The organism is Pseudomonas graminis (assembly GCF_900111735.1).
Classification (GTDB): domain Bacteria; phylum Pseudomonadota; class Gammaproteobacteria; order Pseudomonadales; family Pseudomonadaceae; genus Aquipseudomonas; species Aquipseudomonas graminis.
Genome location: NZ_FOHW01000051.1, coordinates 1 through 22,754 on the forward strand (window position 1 = coordinate 1; position 22,754 = coordinate 22,754).

15 protein-coding genes are annotated in these 22,754 nt (G+C 62.3%); 1 reads left to right on the forward strand and 14 read right to left on the reverse strand.

Translation table 11 applies throughout. The annotated features are described in order from the left end of the window. Positions 1-211: 211 nt before the first annotated feature. The 14 genes from pseI to BMY98_RS24385 all read right to left on the reverse strand — a co-directional run bounded on the left by pseI (position 212) and on the right by BMY98_RS24385 (position 21,801). The gene (gene pseI / locus BMY98_RS24315) at positions 212-1,264 is read right to left on the reverse strand and encodes a pseudaminic acid synthase (protein ID WP_074893024.1); all 1,053 of its coding nucleotides are present in this window, start codon (positions 1,262-1,264) and stop codon (positions 212-214) included. Between the two features lie 70 nt (positions 1,265-1,334). After that, a complete protein-coding gene (gene pseG, locus BMY98_RS24320) occupies positions 1,335-2,438 on the reverse strand; it encodes a UDP-2,4-diacetamido-2,4,6-trideoxy-beta-L-altropyranose hydrolase (protein WP_074893026.1) in 1,104 nt (367 codons plus the stop codon). Continuing rightward, positions 2,438-3,145 carry a pseudaminic acid cytidylyltransferase gene (gene pseF, locus BMY98_RS24325; RefSeq protein WP_074893028.1) on the reverse strand — a complete coding sequence of 236 codons (708 nt, stop codon included), beginning with the start codon at positions 3,143-3,145 and terminating at the stop codon, positions 2,438-2,440. Before pseF ends, pseG begins: the two co-directional genes overlap by 1 nt. A 30-nt stretch (positions 3,146-3,175) precedes the next feature. After that, a complete protein-coding gene (pseC, locus tag BMY98_RS24330; RefSeq protein WP_074893030.1) occupies positions 3,176-4,354 on the reverse strand; it encodes a UDP-4-amino-4,6-dideoxy-N-acetyl-beta-L-altrosamine transaminase in 1,179 nt (392 codons plus the stop codon). After that, positions 4,351-5,352: a UDP-N-acetylglucosamine 4,6-dehydratase (inverting) gene (pseB, locus tag BMY98_RS24335; protein WP_074893033.1), complete on the reverse strand. Its 1,002-nt coding sequence runs from the start codon at positions 5,350-5,352 to the stop codon at positions 4,351-4,353. Before pseB ends, pseC begins: the two co-directional genes overlap by 4 nt. A 25-nt stretch (positions 5,353-5,377) precedes the next feature. Continuing rightward, complete coding sequence (locus tag BMY98_RS24340) at positions 5,378-8,272, reverse strand: glycosyltransferase family 2 protein (RefSeq protein ID WP_245760116.1); 2,895 nt, start codon at positions 8,270-8,272, stop codon at positions 5,378-5,380. Positions 8,273-9,639: 1,367 nt separating this feature from the next. After that, positions 9,640-13,215, reverse strand: a complete 3,576-nt coding sequence (locus BMY98_RS24350; protein WP_074893039.1) for a glycosyltransferase — start codon at positions 13,213-13,215, stop codon at positions 9,640-9,642. Between the two features lie 120 nt (positions 13,216-13,335). After that, positions 13,336-14,925: a flagellar hook-associated protein 3 gene (locus BMY98_RS24355; protein WP_074893041.1), complete on the reverse strand. Its 1,590-nt coding sequence runs from the start codon at positions 14,923-14,925 to the stop codon at positions 13,336-13,338. Positions 14,926-14,938: 13 nt separating this feature from the next. Next, entirely contained in the window at positions 14,939-16,981 is a 2,043-nt protein-coding gene (gene flgK / locus BMY98_RS24360; RefSeq protein WP_074893043.1) for a flagellar hook-associated protein FlgK, read from the reverse strand. Between the two features lie 10 nt (positions 16,982-16,991). Then, the gene (gene flgJ, locus BMY98_RS24365; RefSeq protein ID WP_074893045.1) at positions 16,992-18,278 is read right to left on the reverse strand and encodes a flagellar assembly peptidoglycan hydrolase FlgJ; all 1,287 of its coding nucleotides are present in this window, start codon (positions 18,276-18,278) and stop codon (positions 16,992-16,994) included. A gap of 12 nt (positions 18,279-18,290) precedes the next feature. After that, positions 18,291-19,400, reverse strand: coding sequence for a flagellar basal body P-ring protein FlgI (locus BMY98_RS24370; RefSeq protein ID WP_074893047.1), 1,110 nt, complete (start codon positions 19,398-19,400; stop codon positions 18,291-18,293). Between the two features lie 13 nt (positions 19,401-19,413). Continuing rightward, positions 19,414-20,127: a flagellar basal body L-ring protein FlgH gene (flgH, locus tag BMY98_RS24375; RefSeq protein ID WP_074893066.1), complete on the reverse strand. Its 714-nt coding sequence runs from the start codon at positions 20,125-20,127 to the stop codon at positions 19,414-19,416. A gap of 97 nt (positions 20,128-20,224) precedes the next feature. Then, a complete protein-coding gene (flgG, locus tag BMY98_RS24380; protein ID WP_074893049.1) occupies positions 20,225-21,013 on the reverse strand; it encodes a flagellar basal-body rod protein FlgG in 789 nt (262 codons plus the stop codon). 47 nt (positions 21,014-21,060) lie between these two features. Beyond that, positions 21,061-21,801 (reverse strand): flagellar basal body rod protein FlgF, encoded by a 741-nt coding sequence (locus BMY98_RS24385; protein ID WP_074893051.1) that lies wholly within the window; start codon positions 21,799-21,801, stop codon positions 21,061-21,063. A 273-nt stretch (positions 21,802-22,074) separates the two neighbouring features. On the opposite strand from BMY98_RS24385, the gene BMY98_RS24390 reads away from it, so the two are divergent. Beyond that, positions 22,075-22,254, forward strand: coding sequence for a hypothetical protein (locus tag BMY98_RS24390; protein WP_074893053.1), 180 nt, complete (start codon positions 22,075-22,077; stop codon positions 22,252-22,254). Positions 22,255-22,754: the final 500 nt, after the last annotated feature.

The following is a 22,754-nucleotide window of genomic DNA, read 5'->3' on the forward strand; positions in this document are numbered from 1 at the left end:
CCAATATCACTGACTGCACGCGCTGTTTTAGTGGGACCGGCTTCAGCCGGGAAGAGGCCCTGGTGCGCGACGACAATTTTACGGTGTAGCGTATGCCGTCTTCCCGGCTAAAGCCGGTCCCACATTTGCGTTCACATCCAATTCGCGGCTAAAGCCGGACCCACATTCGCGTTCACAGCCAATTCGCGGCCAAGGCCGGTCCCGTATTCGCCTAACCCACCCCATCCCAACTCAACGCAGTCCCGCGTTTCAGGGCGTGGCGTGCCTTGCGCCCGAGGACGGCATCGATATGTTTGGGCGCCAGGCCCAGGCCGGGACGGATGGCGCGGATGTTGTCTGCGCTGAAGATCTCGCCCTCGGCGATGTCTCGCACCACGTACAACGAGCGGCGGTATTGCAGGGATTTCTGTTCGGCTTCGGTGGCGCCGTACTGCACGTGGCCCATGCCTTGCCAGGCGCGTTCGGTTTCGATGACCAGGCTGGCCATTTCCGCCGGTTCCAGGGAAAAACTGGCGTCGACCCCGCCATCGGCGCGGTCCAGGGTGAAGTGCTTTTCGATGACCGTCGCGCCCATGGCCACCGCCGCCACCGACACGCCAACGCCCATGGTGTGATCCGACAAACCCACCTGGCAGCCAAACAACCCGGCCATGTGCGGAATCGTGCGCACGTGGCTGTTGGCCGGTGTCGCCGGGTAGGTGCTGGTGCATTTCAGCAGCACCAGATCCTTGCAGCCCGCCGCCCGCGCCGCGCGCACGCTTTCATCCAGCTCGGCGATGCTGGCCATGCCGGTGGAAATGATCATCGGTTTGCCGGTGGCCGCCACTTTGCGGATCAGCGGGATGTCGGTGTTCTCAAAACTGGCGATCTTGTACGCCGGCACGTCGAGGCTTTCGAGAAAGTCCACGGCGGTCTCGTCGAAAGGCGTCGAAAACGCCAGCAGCCCCAGTTCTTTAGCTCGGGCGAAGATAGGCGCATGCCATTCCCAGGGCGTGTGCGCCTGTTCATACAGCGCATACAGCGAGGTCCCGGCCCATAAGCTGTTGGGGTCTTTGATGAAGAACTCGCCCTCGGCGATGTCCAGGGTCATGGTGTCGGCGGTGTAGGTCTGCAGCTTGAGGGCGTGGGCGCCCGCCTTCGCCGCAGCCTCGACGATGCGCAGCGCCTGATCCAGCGACTGATTATGGTTGCCGCTCATCTCGGCAATGATGAACGGCGGCGCGTCGGGGCCGATGGTTCGCAAACCGATCTTGAAAGAGTTCATCGTTGCTCACTCGCTGCATTGACGTCGGTCGGCACCAGGCCAAACGATAAAAATAGGAACGGGCAGCGGCTCATGCGCCCTGCTCCGTTGTTACGGTGTCGGGACTGCCTGGGTTAGCCGGGGCCGCCAAGGCGTCAGCGATCCGCCGGGCACCACGGCCATCCACCAACAACCTCGATTGTTCGGCGAACGACCGGCGTAGCACCGCATCGCCGCAAAGCTGCTCGATAGCATCACGCAAACGCCCGGCCTCAAGCTGCACATGGGGCCCGAGATACAGATGCACCCCCGCTTCGGCCAGCAATTGCGCATTGAGCTGCTGATTGTTCGCCACCGAAATACAGATCGTCGGCAAACCCAGCGCCGCGCGCTCCCAGGTGGTGCCGCCGCCGGCGCCGATGAACAGATCGGCGGCCTGCATCAGCGCGAAAAAATCAGCGCTCAGCGTGTGCAACCGCCATTCAGGGCGGGACGCCGCCAGCTCGCTCATCGCCTGCCAATGGGGGTTGTGCAGACCGGCGACGAAATCCACCTGCACGTCATCGAACCCCTGAAGCGCCAGCATCGTGGCGTACACCTGCCCGGCCGCATCGAAGCCGCCAAAATTGACCAGCACCCGCTCCACCCGAGACTTGATGGCAATCGCCTCGCACTGAAACTCGTCGCGCAGCAAGGCAAATCGCGGCCCCAGAAAGGCCTGGCACTCAGGCCCGACCCAGGCGGCATAGGGCTGATCCAGCGCCTGGGCGCTGTAATTCTGGTCGAGCAACACTTCAACCGAATGGGGCCGGTTGGCCAGATCGTCGATCGCCATCACCCTATCGGCGAGACCGCGCGCCGCCTTTTCCCAGCGCGCATCCAGCCCGTAATGGTCAACGATCACCCAGTCAAACTGCGGCTCATCCTCAATCTCTTCGGCCAAGGCCGACAGGTCCGCCTGCCAAGGCAACGCCGCCTCTATGTCCTGGTCTTCTTCAGCGCCATAACGTGCGGGCAGCGCATAGGTGACATAGCCCTGATCCGCCAGCCGCAGCAGCAAGTGCCCCGGCAATTCGCGGCAGGCAAAGCGCACATCGGCGCCATCGTTGCGCAGCGTATTGGCCAGGGTCAGGCAGCGGGCGATGTGACCGCTGCCGATGATCACCGAGGCGTCGGCGCGGATCAGCACGCGCATCACGCCAGTTCTCCGCCGGCCTTGAGCGCGGCATAAAGGTATTCCGCGCGCAGCCAGTCTTCCGGGCTGTCGATGTCCTGCACCAGATGCCGGGGCAGAATCACCGGCAGACTGAGTTCGGAGAACACCGTATCGCCGCGCAACCACGCATCGCTGCGGCCCCAATAGAACTGGCCGGCGTCCTGATAGGCGACTGGCAGGTCCTGGGAGCGCACGCTGCGAAATTCCGGGTGCATCGCGCCCAGGCTGCCGTCGCTGTCGATCAACAGCGCACGCTGCACCGGGAAGCCGAAGCTGCACACTGAAAACGCATAGGATTTTTCTGCTGCTGCTTGGAGCACTTCCAGGCCCTGACGCAGATAGCACGCCTGCAACAGCGGCGCGGTGGCGTAGAGGCAGCAGGCGTAATCAAAGCGCTGATCAAGGGCGTCCAGAGTACAAAGCGCATGCTGAATCACCGCCGCCGTGCCGGTGAAGGCATCGGCCAGGTCCGCCGGGCGCATGAACGGCACGTCAGCGCCATAGTGGCGGGCAACGTCAGCGATTTCCTCATCGTCGGTGCTGACGACGACCTGATCGAACACCCCGCTCGCCCGCGCAGCACGAATGGAATGGGCAATCATCGGCTCGCCATTGAAAAGCTTGATGTTCTTGCGCGGGATGCGCTGGCTGCCGCCCCGTGCGGGGATGATGGCAACGGCGCTCATGCTCGTGGGCCTTTCATGGGTTCGCTCGCATCAAATGGCCGCCGGGCTCGTTTCGCCGAGCAAACGGTGAAGCTGTTCAACGACGTAATCCTGCTGCGCGTCGGTCATCGCGGGGTACAGCGGCAGGCTGATGGCCTGAGCGTAATAGGCCTCGGCTGCGGGAAAATCACCCGGTTTGAACCCCAGGTCGCGGTAATAGGGCTGCAGATGCACCGGGATGTAATGCACGTTCACGCCGATGCCTGCCCCGCGCAAACCTTCGAAGACTTGACGATGACTCAGCGTAATCAGGTCGGTCTGCAGGCGCACGACGTACAAGTGCCACGCGGAATCGGCCTCGGCTTGAGCGGTCGGCAAGGTCAGCGGCAGGTCGGCCAACAGCGTGTGATAACGCGCCACCAACTGCCGACGCCGGGCCAGAAAACCGTCGAGCTTGTTCAGCTGCGAAAGCCCGAGTGCCGCCTGCATGTCGGTCATCCGGTAATTGAAGCCCAGTTCGACTTGCTGGTAATACCAGGGGCCGTGGCTTGGCTCGTCCATCTGCGCCGGATCACGGGTCATGCCGTGGCTGCGCAGGCGGCGCAGACGTTCGGCCAGTTTGGGGCTGTTGGTCAGCACCATGCCGCCTTCGCCGGTGGTCACGATTTTGACCGGATGAAAGCTGAACACCGTCATATCGGCGAAGTCGCCGCAACCTACCGGTCGCCCGGCATAGTCCGCGCCGACCGCGTGAGAAGCGTCTTCGATCACCACAAAACCGTAACGCCGGGCCAGTTCACTGATGGCGCGCATGTCGCAGCTCTGTCCGGAAAACGCCACCGCCACCAGCACTTTGGGCAGCGTGCCGGTGGATTCGGCCACTTCAAGCTTGCGCGCGAGGGCGTCGGTGTCGAGGTTCCAGGTCAGGGGATCGATGTCGACAAAGTCCACATCGGCGCCGCAATAGCGCCCGCAGTTGGCCGAGGCCAGAAACGTATTCGGGCTGGTCCACAGCCAGTCGCCCTGCCCCAGTCCGGCCGCCAGACAGGCAATGTGCAGCGCCGCCGTGGCGTTGCACACGGCCACAGCGAAACCGGCTTCACAGCGCTCGGCCATCACAACTTCGAAGCGTTCGAGGGTCGGGCCCTGGGTCAGCCAGTCCGACTTGAGCACCTCGACCACCGCGTCGATATCGGCCTGATCAACGCTCTGTCTGCCATACGGAATCATGGCTTTACGTCAGCGTGCAGCTCGCCGATCTGGCGGATCGACAGGAAATCCGGGTTAGTGTCGGAGCGGTATTCGAACTCGTCGTGGACCGCCTTGCCCTGTGCGCCGGTGGCGTCGACGGCAAAGTCGGTGTCGACGTTGTTGAAGCGGATCGACGGCACGATGGTGTAGTGGTCGTCGAATTCCAAAGTCATCCGGGCGTCGTCCTGGGGCACCATCAGTTCGTGCAGTTTCTCGCCGGGACGAATGCCGACGATCTTGTGCGGCAGGTCCGGGGCCATGGCCTGGGCCAGATCGACGATGCGCACCGATGGAATCTTCGGCACGAACACTTCACCGCCGTGCATGCGCTCGAAGCTCTGCATGACGAAATCCACGCCGTGGTCGAGGGTGATCCAGAACCGCGTCATGCGCGGGTCGGTGATCGGCAATTCAACCGCACCGCCAGCCAGCAGCTTGTTGAAGAACGGCACGATGGAACCGCGGGAGCCGGCCACGTTGCCGTAACGCACTACGGAAAACCGCGTCTGTTCTTCGCCACCGATGTTGTTGGCGGCGACGAAGAGTTTGTCCGACAGCAGTTTGGTGGCGCCGTACAGGTTGATCGGGCTGGCGGCCTTGTCAGTCGACAGCGCCACGACCTTCTTCACGCCGTTGGCGATGGCCGCCGAAATGATGTTTTCCGCGCCATTGACGTTGGTGCGGATGAACTCGGTCGGGTTGTATTCCGCCGCCGGCACGTGCTTGAGCGCCGCCGCGTGGACAACGTAATCGATGCCGCGCATGCCCTGCTGCAAGCGGTCGGCATCGCGCACATCGCCTAGGAAATAGCGCATGCAGGGGGCGTTGAATTCCTGCTGCATTTCGTACTGCTTGAGTTCATCGCGGGAAAACACCACCACGCGCCGGGGCTGATAACGCGCCAGCAGCGAGCGGATGAACATGCGACCGAACGAGCCGGTCGCGCCTGAGATGAACACTGATTTGCCGTTGAACATGAAGAAGTCCTTTAACCCGAAGGCCTTAAGCGAGCAGCTCGGCCCAACTGGAACCGTCGGCCGGAGCGAGGGTGAAGCCCTTGCCGGTCAGTTGCAGATTTTTGTTGTACGCCAGGTCGTGGGCAAACGCCCCGGACCATTTGTTTTGCAGCGCGGCCAGCGTCTGTGGCGCGTCAGGCAATGCGCCCGAGTGCACGAACTGCACGTGAGGCGTCCACACCGTCAGGTACCCGGCCTGGGCCACTTTCAGGCACAGGTCCACGTCGGCGAAGGCGTCGGCGAAATGCTCTTGATCCATGCCGCCGACGGCGTCGAAGATCTCCTTGCGCACCATCAGGCAGGCGTCGGACACCGCGGAGTAATTCTGGTCCAGCAGCAAACGGCTCATGTAGCCGGCTGCGTCTTTCGCTTCGCCGACGAACGCCGAACCCACACCGCCGTTCATGCCGAGAATCAGACCCGCCTGACTGACCGTGCCGTTGCGCTCGATCAGCTTGGCGCCGACCACGCCGACTTCCGGACGCATTGCCTGATTGAGCAAGGCGTCGATCCAGTTCGGGCTGATGACTTCACCATGGGCCGAGAGCAGTGCCAGGTATTCGCCGGTGGCCTGTTCGCGCAGCGCGTTGATCAGCGCGGACTGACTCAGCGGTTGATCCATGGAAATCACGCGCACGCGGCCTTTTTGCTGGCGGCTCAGCCATTCGCTGAGTTCTGCCGACACGCTGTGATCGTCCGCGATCAGCACTTCGTAGTTCGCGTAGCGCGTACGCAACAGGACGCTCGCCAGGCAACGCTGCAGCACCGGCAGGTCGTCAACGCCATGGACGAGTATCGACACCAGCGGGCGCTGGATGTGGCGATAGTCGATGCGCCAGGTGCCCGGTGCCGCCGGGTTGATCTGGGCCTTGAAGCCGCGATTGTTAAGGTGCCGGGTCAGGGCCAGACGTTGCTGGGGGTTTTCTTCCAGGGGTTGTGCGTCGGTGACCAGCAGCGGCTCGTCCAGATGCGCCAGCCAGCCCATGCCGCCCTGCTCGATGATACGCAGGAGCAGTTCAAATTCGGCGGCCTGGGCAAAGTCGGCGGAGTATCCGCCGGCCTCGACCAGCACGTCGCGGCGGACCAGCCAGTGACGGGACATCAGCGTCGGGTTGCTCAGCAGCAGGTCGAGGTTGAAGCCCGGGCGCATGACGTGGGTCAGCGCACCACTGGCCTCACGTTGAACTTCATCGGCGAACACCGCGCGGCAGTCAGGCGCGGCCTGCAGTTCCAGCGAGGCGCGCAACAGCCCACCGGCGGTGAAAGCGTCGCCCACTTCAGCCAGCATCAGCCAGTTGCAGGTGGATTGACGGGCGATCTGATTGACCTTGTCGACCCAGTTGCTCTTGCTGACCTTGACGAAATGCAGGGTATTTTGCGCGCTGGTCGCCGCCGGTGGCTCGCCGCTGGTGAAGACCACGACCTTGAAGGTCTTGCAATGGCCTTCGACCAGGCTGTCCAGGGTGACCTGCAATTTGTTCATGTCATCGTTCAGGTCGAGCAACAGAATGCCGAACTGCGGCCCGCCGCCGAGGCTGCTGATGCGACTGAGGATGGCCTGTGCATCGCCCGGGCTCGGCTGGCGTGCGTCCAGCCACTGCAAAAGCTGGCCCGATGGCATGCCGGCCAGGGTCATGCGATGGTCTTCACGATGGACCGAATTCAGGCGCTGCAACCAACGCGACATTTGCGCGGCTTCTTCGGGGTCATCCTGGCGGGCCATCACACCGACCAGCGGTTCGACGATGTACGGGTTGAAGATGTTCAGCGCCATCGCTTCCCACATCCGGTTGGCGATGGTTTCGGGGTTGTCGTTGCCGTGTGAGCGCAGCAGCACTTCGTGCTGAACCCAAGTACCTTCGAGATGCTCCATCTGCAGCTTGCCGGCCGGCAGCGCGTGGATCAGAAACTCGATCTCGGCCAGCACGTCGAAAAAGGCCTGGTTGTAAAACGGCATTTCAACGAACTGACGGGGACCGAACTGGCGGTCCGCAGGTTTGAACACGTCGTTCCAGCGCGACACCACGATGCTGGTCAGGCCCAGGGAACGCTGATCTTCGAGACAGCTTTGAAGGGTGGCGTAAGTCGTTTTGACGTGTTCGATGCCGTCGGCTGCGTTCAGCTCGCCGAGGGTCGAAGTCAGACCTGCCAGAAAACCGGCGAATTCGTGGCGCTCGAGGACGGCTGACGGATCGCTGTCACTCAGCTTTTTCAACATGTGGGTCGGGCGGTCGGAAAGCCGGTGGTTGAGCTCGCGGACCACGTAGGGGATCGGCAGGGTCCGCGCCTTGGCGGCCGAGAGCAGGAAATACGCGTGACCGAACTCTTGCAGTTCGCCGCTGATGCCCTGGGGCAAGGCGGCGAACCATTGTTGCAGCAGCGCAGTGCGAGTGACGGCGTAGAACGGCGGAATGTAGTGGTCCATGAAGCTCTGGACCCGTTCGGCGGCGGTCTCGGACGCGAAGTCTTCCGGGCCCTTTTTGTCGCGGCGGAAGTATTCGACCTTGTCGCCATGGGCCTGGTACATCAGGCAATAGCCGTGGCACAGGCCGTAATCCGGGTTGGCGGCGAGGAATTCCACCGACCGGGCCAGCGCGTCATGCATCAGAAAATCTTCGTCGCCCACGAACGCCATGAACGGCGTGGCCACTTGGGTCACCCCGTAGGCGATCCTGCTTTGAATGCCGGTCTCGGCGAACTGCGGCACGTGGCGGTAATCCACCTGCGGGAAAAGCGCGGCAATGTCTGCGGCTGACTGCAGCGAAGCATCCAGCACCAGCACGCGGGCCGACAACGAACTGTAGTACTGCAACGTCCGGCGCAAGAGTGCGGGCCGGTCATGGGTGAGGACCACGAGAGTCAGTTGGGCATCGAACGGCATGGTATTTCCCGGAGATGGATGACGGTGCATTACGTTTTCCCTGTGATGCGGCCAGGCGTCAAAAAGATGATCAATGGCGATATCGGGGAGACGAAGCAGGAAGCACGCCAACTCTGGATGGCGGGACTGCGCGCAGTGGGAGGGACTGGATTTGGTGGGGAGCGCGTTATTCGTCACACCGCAAAATCGAGGGTGCAGATGCGGGCCTCTTCCCGGCTGAAGCCGGTCCCACTAAAGCAGCGCGTGCAGTCAGTGAGAACGGATATGAACGCGGATGTGGGACCGGCTTGAGCCGGGAAGCCGTCAGCAGGGATTCACGGCGAATATAAGGTCAAGGAGCCTGCAGACAACCGTGAGCAGTGGGACGCTGCAAACCCAGTGTAGGAGCGCGCTTGCCCGCGAAGGCGTAGGCACGGACGTTCAATATGCGTCGGATGTACTGGCCTCTTCGCGGGCAAGCGCGCTCCTACACCGATCAGCGGCGGACCCTGAATTCTTGCGTCGCACGCAATGGCCCCTTCCCGGCTGAAGCCGGTCCTACATTCACACCGCGTTCCATCAGTAGGACCGGCTTTAGCCGGGAAAGCGGCATTCGTCATGCCGCAGAATTGAGGGTGCAGATGCGGGCCTCTTCCCGGCTGAAGCCGGTACCACTAAAGCGGCGTGTGCAGTCAGTGAGAACGGATATGAACGCGGATGTGGGACTGGCTTGAGCCGGGAAGCCGTCAGCAGGGATTCACGGCGAATATAAGGTCAAGGAGCCTGCAGACAACCGTGAGTAGTGGGACGCTGCAAACCCAGTGTAGGAGCGCGCTTGCCCGCGAAGGCGTAGGCACGGACGATCAATATGCGTCGGATGTACTGGCCTCTTCGCGGGCAAGCGCGCTCCTACACCGATCAGCGGCGGACCATGAATTCTTGCGTCGCACGCAATGGCCCCTTCCCGGCTGAAGCCGGTCCCACTAAAGCGGCGTGTGCAGTCAGTGAGAACGGATATGAACGCGGATGTGAGACCGGCTTGAGCCGGGAAGCCGTCAGCAGGGATTCACGGCGAATATAAGGTCTGTAGCCGGCTTGCTGGCGAATGCGTTGGACCAGCCACAGCAGCAGTGAATGATCGACCGTTCGCCAGCAAGCCGGCTCCTACGGATCGTGCATACAACCGTGAGCAGTGAGACGCTGCAAACCCAGTGTAGGAGCGCGCTTGCCCGCGAAGGCGTAAGAACAGACGATCAATATGCGTCGGATGTACTGGCCTCTTCGCGGGTAAGCGCGCTCCTACACCGATCAGCGGCGGACCCTGAATTCTTGCGTCGCACGCACTCGCCCCCTTCCCGGCTGAAGCCGGTCCCACTACAACACTGAATTTAATCCGCCAGCCAGCCGTTGACCCAATGCTGAAGGTTGTCGCCGCGCAGGACGTAGTCGCGCATGACCACTTCTTTCAGCTCATCGCCCATGCGGTAGCTGGCGTCCGGGTCGGCCAGGTGCATGCGGATTGCTTCCAGCCACTCGGCGGTGCTGTTGGTCATCACGCGGGTGCATGGCAGGTAACCGTCGTAAGCCCGGGTGTCGGTGCAGATCACCGGGTAGCCGCACGCGCCGTATTCCAGCAGCCGCAGGTTGCTCTTGCAGTCGTTGAAAATATGGTGCTCCAGCGGCGCCAGCGCGAGGTCGAGGTTCAACGTCGCCAGCTTGGCCGGATAGGCCAGCAAGCCTACGGACGGATGAAACTCGTGGACATACGGGCGCAGCGACGCGGGGCACATGCCGAAGAACACCCACTCGACCTCATCGGCCAGCTCGCGCACCACCTCGGCAATAATTTCCAGATCGCCGGCATGACTGGTCCCGCCGCCCCAGCCAACCCGAGGTTTCTTCGATGTCCGGCGCTGATTGCGCAGGCCGGTCCAGAGCTGAGACGCCAGCATGTTCGGAACAACACGGATGTCGTGGTGCATGCCCGACAGCGCGTCCGCCAGCGTCACGGTCGACACCACCACCCGATCACACAGGCTGGTGCCCAGACGCACCATGGCTTCCATGTTCGACGGCATGCTGCGCATGTGACCGTTCTTTTTCGGCACGCTGATCACGTAATCGTCCAACTCGTAGATACGCCGGGCGTTGGAGTACGCCTTGAGGCTGGCGACCTGATCAATGGAATTCTGACTGTAGCGGCACTGCACGATGATCACGTCCGGTGACTGACGCTCCAGATCGATGATAGACGGCAGGTCGTAGCTCATCCGCCCGGCGATTCGGCCGTCGGCCTCCAGCTCCAGAAACGGCTGGGACACGCGGTAGTGACCCACCGCCGTGCTGTTGACCGGGATCGCCAGCACATTCGGCAAACGCCGCGAGGAATACGGGTTCCAGCCTTTTTTCAGGCCGGGCTCCAGGCTGTAGAACGAACCGGTCAGGCGCAGGTTGGGGTTGTAGGCCGGGTCACGGGCGAGGATCGGCAACCAGCGTTTATAAAAGGCGTGCTGATCGTCGACCTGGGATTGTTTTTCGCGCGCCTGTTCCGCCGGTGTCGAAGCGCCGATCGCCAGCACGGCACGCGGTGCCCAGACCACCAAATGGCCGGACTCACGCACACGCAGGCAGAAATCCACTTCGCTCAGGCTGCCGCTGAACTCGTTGCCGTTCAGGCCGCCGAGCTGCTCGAACAAGGCGCGGCGCACCAGCAGGCAATGGCCGCCCACCGCGCTCAGGTCCTGGGCCGCCTGCAATCGCAGCAGATGACCGGCCGCGTGCAAGGGCTCGCCAAAGAACGCAGGGCCGGCCGGGCCGTGGTAGCCCAAAATCAGGCCGGCCTGGAGAATGTGGCCCTCAGGGGTAAACAGCTTGGCGCCGACCACGCCCACTTCCTCGCGGCGCCCGTGATTGACCAGTTCGCCCAGCCACGCGGAATCCGCCACCACGGCGTAAATACTGAGCATCAGCAAGTGCTCGCCACGGGCATGGCCGGCGGCGAAATTGCGCACGTCGGCGCCGTTGCCCTGCCCTTCGTAATGCAGGACGCGCAACGTGTCGCCGCCGATCTGCTGCATGTCTGCCAGCCAGGACCGCGCCTCCGCGCTTTGACTGGCGCAGTCGACGATCAGCACTTCGAAGTGATCGTAAGTGGTCTTCGACAGCAGCGACTCGACGCAGCGCTGCAACGCCGCCAACTGGTCCTGATGGACGACGATGATCGAGATCAGCGGACGCGCGTCGCTGAGGTAATCAATATGATTGACCCATTGCCCTTCCACCTCGTGCAGCTGATGAGCAATGCCCATGCGCTGCAGGTGTGCGCCGAGCACCGGAGCGTTTTGCGCCATCACCTCATCCAGCGCCAGCCACGCCTGAAACGGAAACTGCGACTCAACGAGGATTTCCGAAACGTGCTGAACCACCACGCCGTGGGCTTCGGTCAGGCGCCAGATGGCGTCATGGGGCGCGAGTTCGCCGTAAGCCGAATCGAAGCCGCCAAGCCTGACCAGCGCGTCGATCTGAAACGCCAGAACCCGGCCGACGTAGGGATAACTGCGCAGCAGGTCGAGGTTGAAGTCAGGGCGAAACACCGGCTCGGCCGATTCGCCTTCATGCAGCGCGCCTTCGTCGCCGTACAGGCACAACACGTCTGGCGAGTGGGCCGCGCGTTCGGCGAGGATCAGCAACGCACAATCGGTCAGCCGATCCCCGGCCCGCAGCAGGTAACACCAGTCGCCGCGGTCGAGCTGGGGCAACAGGTCATTGAGTTGCGCCAGCCAGTCGGGCTGCAGCGGCAAGGTGAACACGCGGCCATCAAGCACGGGCGCTTCGCAGGCGCTGGACAGCACCAGGGTCAGTTCGGCGGCGTACAACTGCGCGTCGAGACTGCCAAGGGTCAGGGCCACGCCGGCGGCACTGGCGTGTTCGTCGAGCACCACCGCCACCATCTTCGGCTGCAACGGCCATGTCGCGACGTTATCGGCAACGCGCAGGCGATCGGCGCCAAACAGGGTGCGGAAGCTCAGCCATTGCTGGTACAGCTCGGCAAAACTTTCGCTGTCGGTACCGACCCGCCACGGCAAGGAGGCCTGTCGATCACCGAGCATCCGGCTGAGCGGCAGCTCTTGCCAGACGCGAGGCTGCTCCAGCGCCTCGGTCAGCGGGACAAAGCGCACCCAGCCATATTCGGGAGCGTTTTCGCCGGTCCGCGCCTTGAGCATTTTGCCCAGCCACTGGCGCTCGTCCGGGATCAGGTCCCTGACCCACTGCTGGTGGCTCAAGCGGTCCGGGTGCAAACGTTCGGCGCTGAGCACGTCGTTGAGCATGACCATGTTGCCGCGCTTGAGCAGGCAGACGTAAAGCACGAAATCCACCAGCGCGGTGAAGCCTTCGCCGACTTCCCTGAGCGCCGGCAGAATCACCTGCACGTCGCTGCGACGCATCAATGAGCTGCTGAACCCGCCGAGAAAGTTCGTTGGCGAAATATCGAATACGGAGAGCAGATCCGCGCCGTAGAACACCGAGCTGGACTCGGCCAGGGGCGCATTCTCGATGCGCACCGGCAGCTGGATGTCCTGCGGGTCGCAGAAATAGCGCTGGGCCAGCACCAGGCTGACGTCGTCATGCTGCGCCAGAATGCTCGCCTGACGCGCGACGGCGGCCGGAAACAGCCGATCGTCATCGCAGAAAAACTTGATGAACTCGCCCTGTGCTTCGTGCAGGCACACCAGCAGGTTGCCGACGAAACCCTGACGTTTGGGGTTACGCACGTAACGCAGCGTGACCGCGCTTGAGTCGAGGTATTTTTCGACAATGCGCTGGATCTCGTCGGTCTGGCTGTCGTCGCAGACCACCACTTCAAGGGGCCGATAGGTCTGAGCCAGGGCATCGAGCAGGGCTCGCTGGAAAAAGCGCGGGTTGTAGGCGGGAATGACGAGGCTGACGAGGGGAGCTGAATTCACGGGCGGGACTCACGAGCGGCGCCGTTCCCAGGGGAAAGGATCGGCATAACCGCTGACAATACGGTTGACGCTCAACGGTGGCGACGCCTGCTGCTCAGGGGCCGCCCTCCGCTGGGCCGATTACAACTTGCTGAACAGGTTCAGCGCAGACAGTTGGGTGAACACCAGCTGCGAGGCTTGCAGCATGGTTTTCTGCAGAGTCAGACGGGCGATGGCATCGACCGGGTCGGACGCGGTGATCGTGCCCGATTCGGTGGTGCCGTTGTCGATCATGGTCTGGTTGGTCACGCCCTGTTCGGTCGCTGTCTTGGCCCGGGCACCGCCTTCGCTGGTTGCATTGATGATCTGCTCGGCGGCACTTTTCAGGTTACCGATGGTAGACGTCATGGTGGCCTGCAGTTTCTGCTGGGCAACCGGGTCGCCATCGACCTTGCCGTTGAGCGCGGTGATGACCTTGGACAAGGTGTTCAGCACGTTCTGGCTTTGCTGGGTCGACGACTGCGCGGTGAACTGATCACCTGCCGCCATTGCCGTTGGCGAGCCGCTGAACGTGAAGGTCACGCCGGAGGCCGTTGCCGTGTTGCCGCTCAGCGTGCCGGTGGACACCGGCTTGCTGGTCGCCGCGTCATAAGGCGCCGCGTACAGATTGAAGGTGGTGGCGTCGGTAAAGCGCACGACAGCGCCGCCCGACGGGAAGGTTTTGTCGAACGCGGCCTGGTCGGTCACCACCGAACTGGTGATCACGTCAGTGGAGGTGTTGGCCGGCAGCCGCGAGGTGCTCACGGTGCTGGGGGATACACCGAGCTGGAAGGTGTGGTCCTTCACCGCCGCGTCTGCGGCCGTGGTGTTGGTGTACTGATCCTTGGTCAAGTTGATGTTCAGGTTAAGTTCCAGACCACGGAAGGTGATGGGCTGGTTCGCCGAACTGGTGGACGCAAACTTGCCGGTAGACGTCGCCTCGCCCGTCACATCCTGGTTGTTCTTGTCGAGGATCGTGTACGACGTGCTGCTGGTGAAAGAGATCTTGTACGGCTGGCCGGCGGTGAAACTCTTGTCATAGGTGGAAGCGTTGCTGACGCTGCCGCCGGACAACGAAATCACGCCGTCATCAGCGCCCGCGACCAGGGTCGTCGAGGTGCGCGTGGTGTTGGTCGCAGTTTCGAACGCATCCCAGCCGGTGGTGTTGCTGGCCATGGAAACGCCGCCGCTGACGGCCAGCAGGTTGCGCGTCTGGTCGCCCTGATAGCTGTAGGTGCCGTCGGAACTGACAGCGTATGGCGCGGTGGTGCCTTTGGAACCGGAGAACAGATAGGTGCCGTCGGCGTCCTGGCTGTTCATCAGTCCGAGAATCTGCCCCTGCAACTCCTTGAGCTCGGAGGCGTTGGCCTGGCGGTCCTTGTCGGTGAACGAGGTGTTCGCCGCCCCCAGTACCAGCTCCTGCGCGCGCTGAATCGCCGAGGTGATCGACGTCAAGGCCGTCTCGGTCTGCACGACGGTGGTATTGATCGTGTCGATGTTGGACTTGTACTGATTGAGCATCGTGCCCTGCTGCTGCAACTGCAGCACGCGGCCAGCGCCGACCGGGTCGTCGCCGGCGGTGTTGAGCTTGACCTGGCTGGCCACTTCATCGCCGGTCTTGGTGACGTTGGCGTAACTGCGCGAGTAGTTCGTGGCGCTGGTTTCGTAAAACTGGGTCGTTGAGATACGCATGGATTACGATTCCTTACAGGCTGTTGATCAGCGTGCTGAAGATGGCTTGAGCCGCTTTGATAATCTGCGACGAAGCGGTGTAGTACTGCTGATACTTGACCAGGTTGGCGGCTTCTTCGTCCAGCGACACACCGGAAACGCTGTCGCGCGCGCTTTTCGCCTGGGTCAGCACGGCAGTGGTCGCCGTGGTGTCGCCCCTGGCCTGGGCCGCCTTGCTGCCCACCGTGGTGATCATGTTGGCGTTGGCACCGCTCAGGCTCATGCCCGTGCCGTTGCCGGCGGCGCTGTCGAGGGTCTGTTTGGTCTGAAGGGTACCCACTGACACCGCATTGCGGTTGTCCAGGGACCCGGCGCCGGTCATGGCAATGCTGTAGGTGTCGCCGCTGTTGGCCTTTCCGGCGAGGGTCATGCCGAACTTGAACGACTGCGCAGCACCGGACGAGTCGGTGTAACCCACTTCCAGACTGATGTCGTTGGACTGGCCTGGAACAACTGACCCGGTGATTGCATTGCCGGACTTGTCTTTGACAGCCACGCCCTGTGCATCGACCAGCGTATAGGCTTGAGCACCATTGGTGACATCGCCCATGAGCAAACGCATCGGCGTCGAGGCGGTCAGCGCGTTACGCAGGTCGGCCGTCGCAGTCGGGTTGTAGATGTCGGCCTGGGTCGACAACACGGGCTGGGTGAACGTCCCCGAGCCTTTGCTCACGAGAGCACTGCCGGTCAGCGGACTGGCCGAGGCGATGTCTTTCGGGTCGGTCATCACGACCTTGATGCCGTCGGCACCGGTCTTGGTCGGGCTGATCTTGAAGCTGTCACCCTCGGTAGAGGTGCCGTTGAATTTCAGTGAGAACCCGTCGATGACCGGCGCGGCGGTGGCGCTGGTGTTGTAAGAACCCATGTCCTTGCCGTCCGGCAGACGCTTGACGCTGTACTGGCCGCTGGCATCGGTAAAGGTCACTTGGTAATCGTTGGTCTGCAGCGCGCCGCTGTTGGCGATGGACACCGCGAAGTTGCCCGAGGACTGATCGTTGGTCGTGTTGGCAAGGCTGCGCTGGCTGGTCAGGCTGGGGTCATTGACGCTGGTGAACAGGTTAATGCCGAAGTCGCCGTTGGCGTCCACGCCCTGGTTGAGCTGGCTGTTGATCTGGTCGGAAGCGACCACCGCCAGACGGCCCAATTCGCTGGCGGCTGGCTGCAGCACGTCGCTGCGATAACGCAGCAGGCCGCCCAGGGAGCCGCCGGTCACCACGCTTGAAACATCGACGACGTTGTTCTGATATTTCAGCTTCAGCGCATACACGCTGGGGTCGCTGTCACTCGGCGCCGCGCTCAAGGTGTTGGAGGTGGTGCCGGTAACCAGCGGCTGGCCGGTGCCGATATAAACGTCATAGCTGCCGTTGGTTTCAACGACCTTGGCGCCCACCAGTTCATTGAGCTGACGTACCGCCTCGGTCCGCGAATCGAGCAGCGTGTTGGGCTGACCGCCGGAAGCTTGGGTCTCGGTGATCTGCTTGTTGAGGACGGCAATGGACGACGCCAGTGCATTCACCTGCCCTGTTGCCGTGGTCAGCTGGGTATTGATGCTGGCGTTCTGGTCCTTCATCTGCGCCGAGATGGTGTTGAACTGGCCGGCCAGCGCCTTCGAACTGGTCAGAAAGGTCGTGCGCGCCGCATTGTCGGTAGGCTGTTTGGCCAGAGCGCTCAGGTCAGTGAAGAACTTCGCCAGCACGGTGCTGACGCCAGTCGAGCTGTCCGACAGGATCGAGTCGAGCTTGCTCGCCTGGCTCAAGTACGCAGTAGCATCAGCGTTGAGCGATGTGCTGGTCTGCAATTGGTTATCGAGGTAGCCGTTGTAGATGCGGCGCACGTCGGACAACGTCGTACCGGTGCCGATGAAACCGACGCCGATGTTCTGCTGAGCCCCGGCGGCGGTCATCACTTGCTGACGCGAGTAGCCCTGCGTGTCGACGTTGGCAGTGTTGTTGCCGATCGTCGTCAATGCAGCGCTGCTGGCGGTGAGTCCCGAAAGCCCGATTGAGATCAGTGACATGGTTCAAACCTTATAAAGTCGTGGAAGAGCCCGAGGCGGATGCGTAGGTCTGGTAGCTCTTCATCTGTTTCGCTATCTGAGAAATCTTGCTGGCATAGGACGGGTCGGTTGCGTATCCGGCTTTCTGCAGCTCTTTCACAAACTGTTCCGGGCTATCGGCTGATTTCAGGGTTTCTTTATAGCGACTGTTGTTCTGCAGGAAGCTCACCAGGTCGTGGAAACTGCTGGCGTACGAGTCGTAGGCACGGAAGTCCGCGGTTTCCTTGACCATCTGGCCGTCGCGGAACTCGCTGGTGATGGCGCGGGCTTCCGGCCCTTTCCAGCCGCCCTGGGCCTTGATGCCGAACAGGTTGTGGCTGCTGCCGCCATCGGACTGACGCATGATCGATTTGCCCCAGCCGGTTTCCAGCGCGGCCTGGGCCACCAGCACGCTCGGATCGACACCGATACGCGCAGCAGCGTCCTTGGCCAGCGGCATCATCGTGGCGACGAAGTCATCACGGTTGGCGAATGCACTCTTGCCCGGCGCCAGCGGCGTCTGCACGCGGCTGCGAACATAAGCGTCGGCATCCGCGGCGTACTGCGGCCCGACCGTCCAATCGCCATTGCCCTGGGAGCCTGCGCTTTTCGCGGCGGCCACGGCATTGGAGACGGCAATCCGGTTTTTCAGTGTGGTAGCGCTGGCGCTCGCGTCTTGGCCTGCCGCCGTGTTTGGCACAATGCCGGCCATGATGCGGTCGCTGAGTTTGCTCGGCAGCGACAGGCGACGGGAATTCAGCGCCGCGACGTCGTTGTGCACGGTGCCGTCGGTTGCGGCGGGCGCGGTGACCGAACGGGTGGCCCACAGCGGACGCTGAGCGATGCGCGTGGCCAGGCCGGTCTGCGCGGGGGCATCCGTCTTGGCGTCGGACTTAAGATCCGTTTTGCCGCCGGACACAAGCCCGGTGCTGGCCGGCGCGACTTCAGTGCCTTTGTTTTTCGACAGCTGACGCATGAGCACGTCCTGCAGACCAATACCGCCACCCTCGCGAGACATGCTCACCGACAGTTGCTGGTCGTACATGTCCTGATACTGCCGCGTCGCCGCGGTGTTCATCGGGTTGTCCTTGGCCAGCACTTCGTTGGCCGAACGCATGGCCTTGAGCATCTGGCTGACGAACAGCGACTCGAATTCCTGCGCGACTTTCTTGAGGTTGCCCTCGCTGTCGCGATCGCCGGTTTTCATGGCCGTCAGACGATTGAGGTCGGTGTACGCACCTGAATCACCTGAAGAGACGCCGCCGCTTGGAATGCTCATCTAGTTTGCCTCTTAAATCACGATCAGGTCGGCTTGCAACGCGCCAGCCTGTTTCAGTGCTTCGAGAATCGCCATCAAGTCGCCTGGCGCTGCCCCCACCTGGTTAACCGCGCGGACAATCTCATCCAGCGTGGTGCCCGGACCGAACTTGAACATCGGGTGCATTTCCTGCTGGGCGTTGATCTTCGAACGCGGGACCACAGCGGTCTGGCCGTTGGAGAACGCGCCCGGCTGGCTGACGATCGGGTCTTCGGTGATGGTCACGGTCAGGCTGCCGTGGGTAACGGCTGCCGGCGAGACCTTGACGTTCTGGCCGATGACGATGGTGCCCGTCCGCGAGTTGATGATGACCTTGGCGGAGGTCTGGCCCGGATCGATTTCCAGGTTTTCCAGGACCGACAGGTAATCGACACGCTGATTGGGGTCCAGCGGCGCGGTAACCCGCACAGAGCCGCCGTCCAGCGCTTGAGCGACGCCAGGGCCGAGCATGTCGTTGATCTTGTCGACGATGCGCTTGGCGGTGGTGAAGTCGTTGCGATTCAGGTTCAGGGTCAGCGAGTTGCCCTGGTTGAAACCACTCGGCACGGCACGTTCAACCGATGCGCCGCCCGGGATACGACCGGAAGACGGAACGTTGACGGTGATCTTCGAACCGTCGCGGCCTTCGGCATCAAAGCCGCCGACTACCAGGTTGCCCTGGGCCACGGCATAGACGTTGCCGTCGATACCTTTCATCGGGGTCATCAACAGGGCACCGCCGCGCAGGCTTTTCGAGTTACCGATGGACGATACGGTGATGTCGATCTGCTGACCCGGTTTGGCGAACGGCGGCAGGTCGGCGTACACGGCCACGGCCGCGACGTTTTTCAGCTGCACGGTGCCGGAACCCGCCGGCACCTTGATACCGAACTGCGAGAGCATGTTGTTGAAGGTCTGCAGGGTGAACGGCGTCTGGGTGGTTTGGTCACCCGTACCGTTGAGCCCCACTACCAGACCGTAACCGATCAACTGGTTGGTCCGTACGCCGGAAATGCTGGCGATGTCCTTCAGGCGCTCGGCGTGGGCGCCGAGTGCGGTGGTGAACAGCAGCGCTGCCGCTATCAGTTGCTTGAACGTGATCATGGCTATCCCGCTATCAGAAAGGGAACAACGGGCTGAGGAAGAATCGGTCGAACCAGCCTGGCTGACTGGAATCGGCAAACGCGCCTGTACCGGAATAAGTGATGCGTGCATCGGCGATGCGAGTCGACGACACGGTGTTGTCGGTGGCGATGTCGTCGGCGCGAATCAGGCCGGCGATGCGCACCAGTTCGTCACCGGTGTTCAGGGTCATCCACTTCTCGCCGCGCACCAGCAAAATGCCGTTGGGCATCACGTCAGCGACGGTCACGGTGATCGAGCCGGTCAGGCTGTTGCTCTGTGCGGCCTTGCCGTCGCCCTTGGTGGCGCGGTCGCCGGTGTATCCGGCGTCCAGGCTGAGGTTGCCACCACCGACCGGGTTGTTGGTGCTGACGCCAGCGCCAAACAGCGAGGTCAGGCCAAGGCTTGTCTTGCTGGTCTTGCTGATCCCGGAGCTGGCGGCCTTGCTGGCGGCCATCTTCTCGGAGAGCGTGATGGTGATGATGTCGCCGACCCGATAAGCCTTGCGGTCGCCGTACAGGTTCTGCTCGAAACCGGCCTGATAAATCGAACCGTTGCTGGCCGCTGAAGGCAGCGGCGTGCGCGGCAACACCGGCGCGTAATAAGGGTCATTGGGTTTGGCCGCAGGCGCAACGCAGCCGGTCAGCAGCGCGATACCGCACAGCGGTGCTGCCAACAGGGAAAGCCGCAATACAGAGAGCCGTTTCATGACACTTAAAACCTCGCGGTGTAGCAGGCGCTTTTCAGGCGCCCCTTGGAATTGATCAGGTGTTTCGCAGCAGGACATCAGGTGTTTCAAGACCGGCTTACAGGTTCTGCGTGACGTACTGGAGCATCGAGTCAGCGGTCGAGATCACTTTGGAGTTCATCTCGTAGGCGCGCTGGGTGGTGATCATGTTCACCAGTTCTTCAACGGTGCTGACGTTGGAGTTTTCCAGGGTGTTCTGCTTGACCACGCCCAGACCGTTGAGGCCCGGGGTACCGACCTGCGGTGCACCGCTGGATGCGGTTTCCAGGTACAGGTTGCCGCCCTGGGATTGCAGGCCGGCCGGGTTGATGAAGTCGGCGGTCTGTACGTTGCCGATGACCTGCGGGGTCGCGGCGTTGGCCGACGTGGTGACCGATACGGTGCCGTCTTCGCCGACGGTGAAGGTCTGCGAATCCTGCGGAACGACGATCGCAGGCTCCAGCGCGTAACCGTTGGAGGTCACGATCTGGCCGTTGCTGTCGAGGTGGAACGTACCGTCACGGGTGTACGCCAGGGTGCCGTCAGGCTGACGGATCTGGAAGAAGCCGCGGCCGTTGACCGCCATGTCCAGCGGCTGGTTGGTGGTCTGCAGGCTGCCGGCGGTGAAGTTTTTCTGGGTGCCGACGATGCGCACACCGGTACCCAGTTGCAGGCCCGACGGCAGCTCGCTGTCCTGAGTGGACTGGGCGCCTGGCTGACGCTTGATCTGGTAGAGCAAGTCCTGGAATTCCGCACGGTCGCTTTTGAAACCGGTGGTCGAAACGTTGGCCAGGTTGTTGGAAATGGTCGTCAGGTTGGTGTCCTGGGCGGCCAGACCGGTTTTAGCAACATAGAGTGCCGGAAGCATGTTTGAATCTCCTCGAGCGCCTGTTTATCGGCGCAAGCTGTCAGTCATTAGCCCATTTGCAAGACGCGAGCCATCGACTCGTCATCCTGCTCGGCGGTCTTCATCATCTTGATGTGCAGTTCGAATTGGCGGGACAGCGCCAGCACCGAGGTCATCTCGTCAACGGCGTTGACGTTGCTGGCCTGCAGAAACCCGGATTCGACCTGGACGTCGGCATCGGCCTGGGCCGGCCTGCCGCTTTTGGTGTGCATGAGACCGTCGGGGCCTTTTTCCATGGTGGTCTGGTCGCCCTTGACCAGCTTGATGCGGTCGATCTGCGCCATGACCTGCGGGCTTTCACCCAGCGAGCGGACACTGATGGTGCCGTCGGCGCCGATCTCGATCTGCTGCTGAGGCGGCACGGCAATCGGCCCGCTGTTGCCCATGACCGGCAAACCATTGCCATCACGTAACACGCCGAGGGCGTCGATGTTCATGCTGGAGGTGCGGGTGTAGGCTTCGCCGCCATCGGCTGTCTGCACCGCCATCCAGCCGTTGCCTTTGACGGCGACGTCCAGTTCGCGACCGGTGTCGACCATCGCGCCCTGGCTGAAGTCAGTGCCTGGACGTTCGCTCATGGCGTACGCACGGGACGGGTTGACCTCACCGAACACGGGCATCGAGCGCGCCTGCTCAAGGTCGCGCTGAAACCCGTTGGTCGAAACGTTCGCCAGGTTGTTGGCATGGGCTTTTTGGGCGATGGCGTTTTCTGACGCTCCGCTCATGGCCACGTATAGCAACTTGTCCACAGTCTTCCTCCTCCGACAGACGCTTGCCGTCTGTAGCTGTACTGAACAGGTCATAGCAATAATCGAACCAGTTTTTCAGCGGTGATACAAAGCGTTGATTCTTCAATGATTCCGGCAGCATTTGGCGGACCGGGATCCGGTTTGCGCCGCCGCGCGACAGCAGACTGCCGGTTTCCTGCAAATCGACGGCAACGAGCGCCAGAAAACTTTCCATGGGGGGTGCGAAACTTGCAGCGTTTTGTGAATTCGCTTCAGTCGCCACGGAAAACTGTCATGGGTCTGCGCATCGCCCTGCTCCTCACACTGGTTGCCAGCTCGTTTGCCATTTGGGCAGCGCCGGCGCCCTATTTCCTCTGGCAAGGCGCCCACCGCACGGTCTGCGCCCAGACCAGCCCGGGCGAAGGCTGGACCCGGATCAGCGCCGCGTATGTGAAGTCGGATTGTTCGATTTAAATGGCGCTGCTTTAGTAGGAGCGCGGCTTGTCCCGCGACCTGGCGCGCAGCGGCAGTAAACCTGACGCCCTGGCAACGCCTGACACGCCTCACGCACCGGTTTTACTGCCGCTGCGCGCCAGATCGCGAGCAAGCTCACTCCTACAGGTTCCGCAGCGTCCGCAGAATTTAGCGCAGACCAAAACCGTGCCTGACCTTGTGCAGATTCCGAGCCGGACGACGATCAAATGTAGGAGTGAGCTTGCTCGCGAAGGCGGTTTGCCTGACACGAATCAATCGCCTGACACGCCGCCTTCGCCAGCAAGCCGATCCCTACCGATTCTGTCTCCTCCACAAAATTTGTGGCTTGCCGAGATCCACTGTAGGAGTGAGCTTGCTCGCGAAAGCGGTGTGCCTATGACGAATCAATCGCCTGACACACCGCCTTCGCCAGCAAGCCGGCCCCTACCGATTCTGTGTCCTCCACAAAATTTGTGGCTTGCCGAGATCCACTGTAGGAG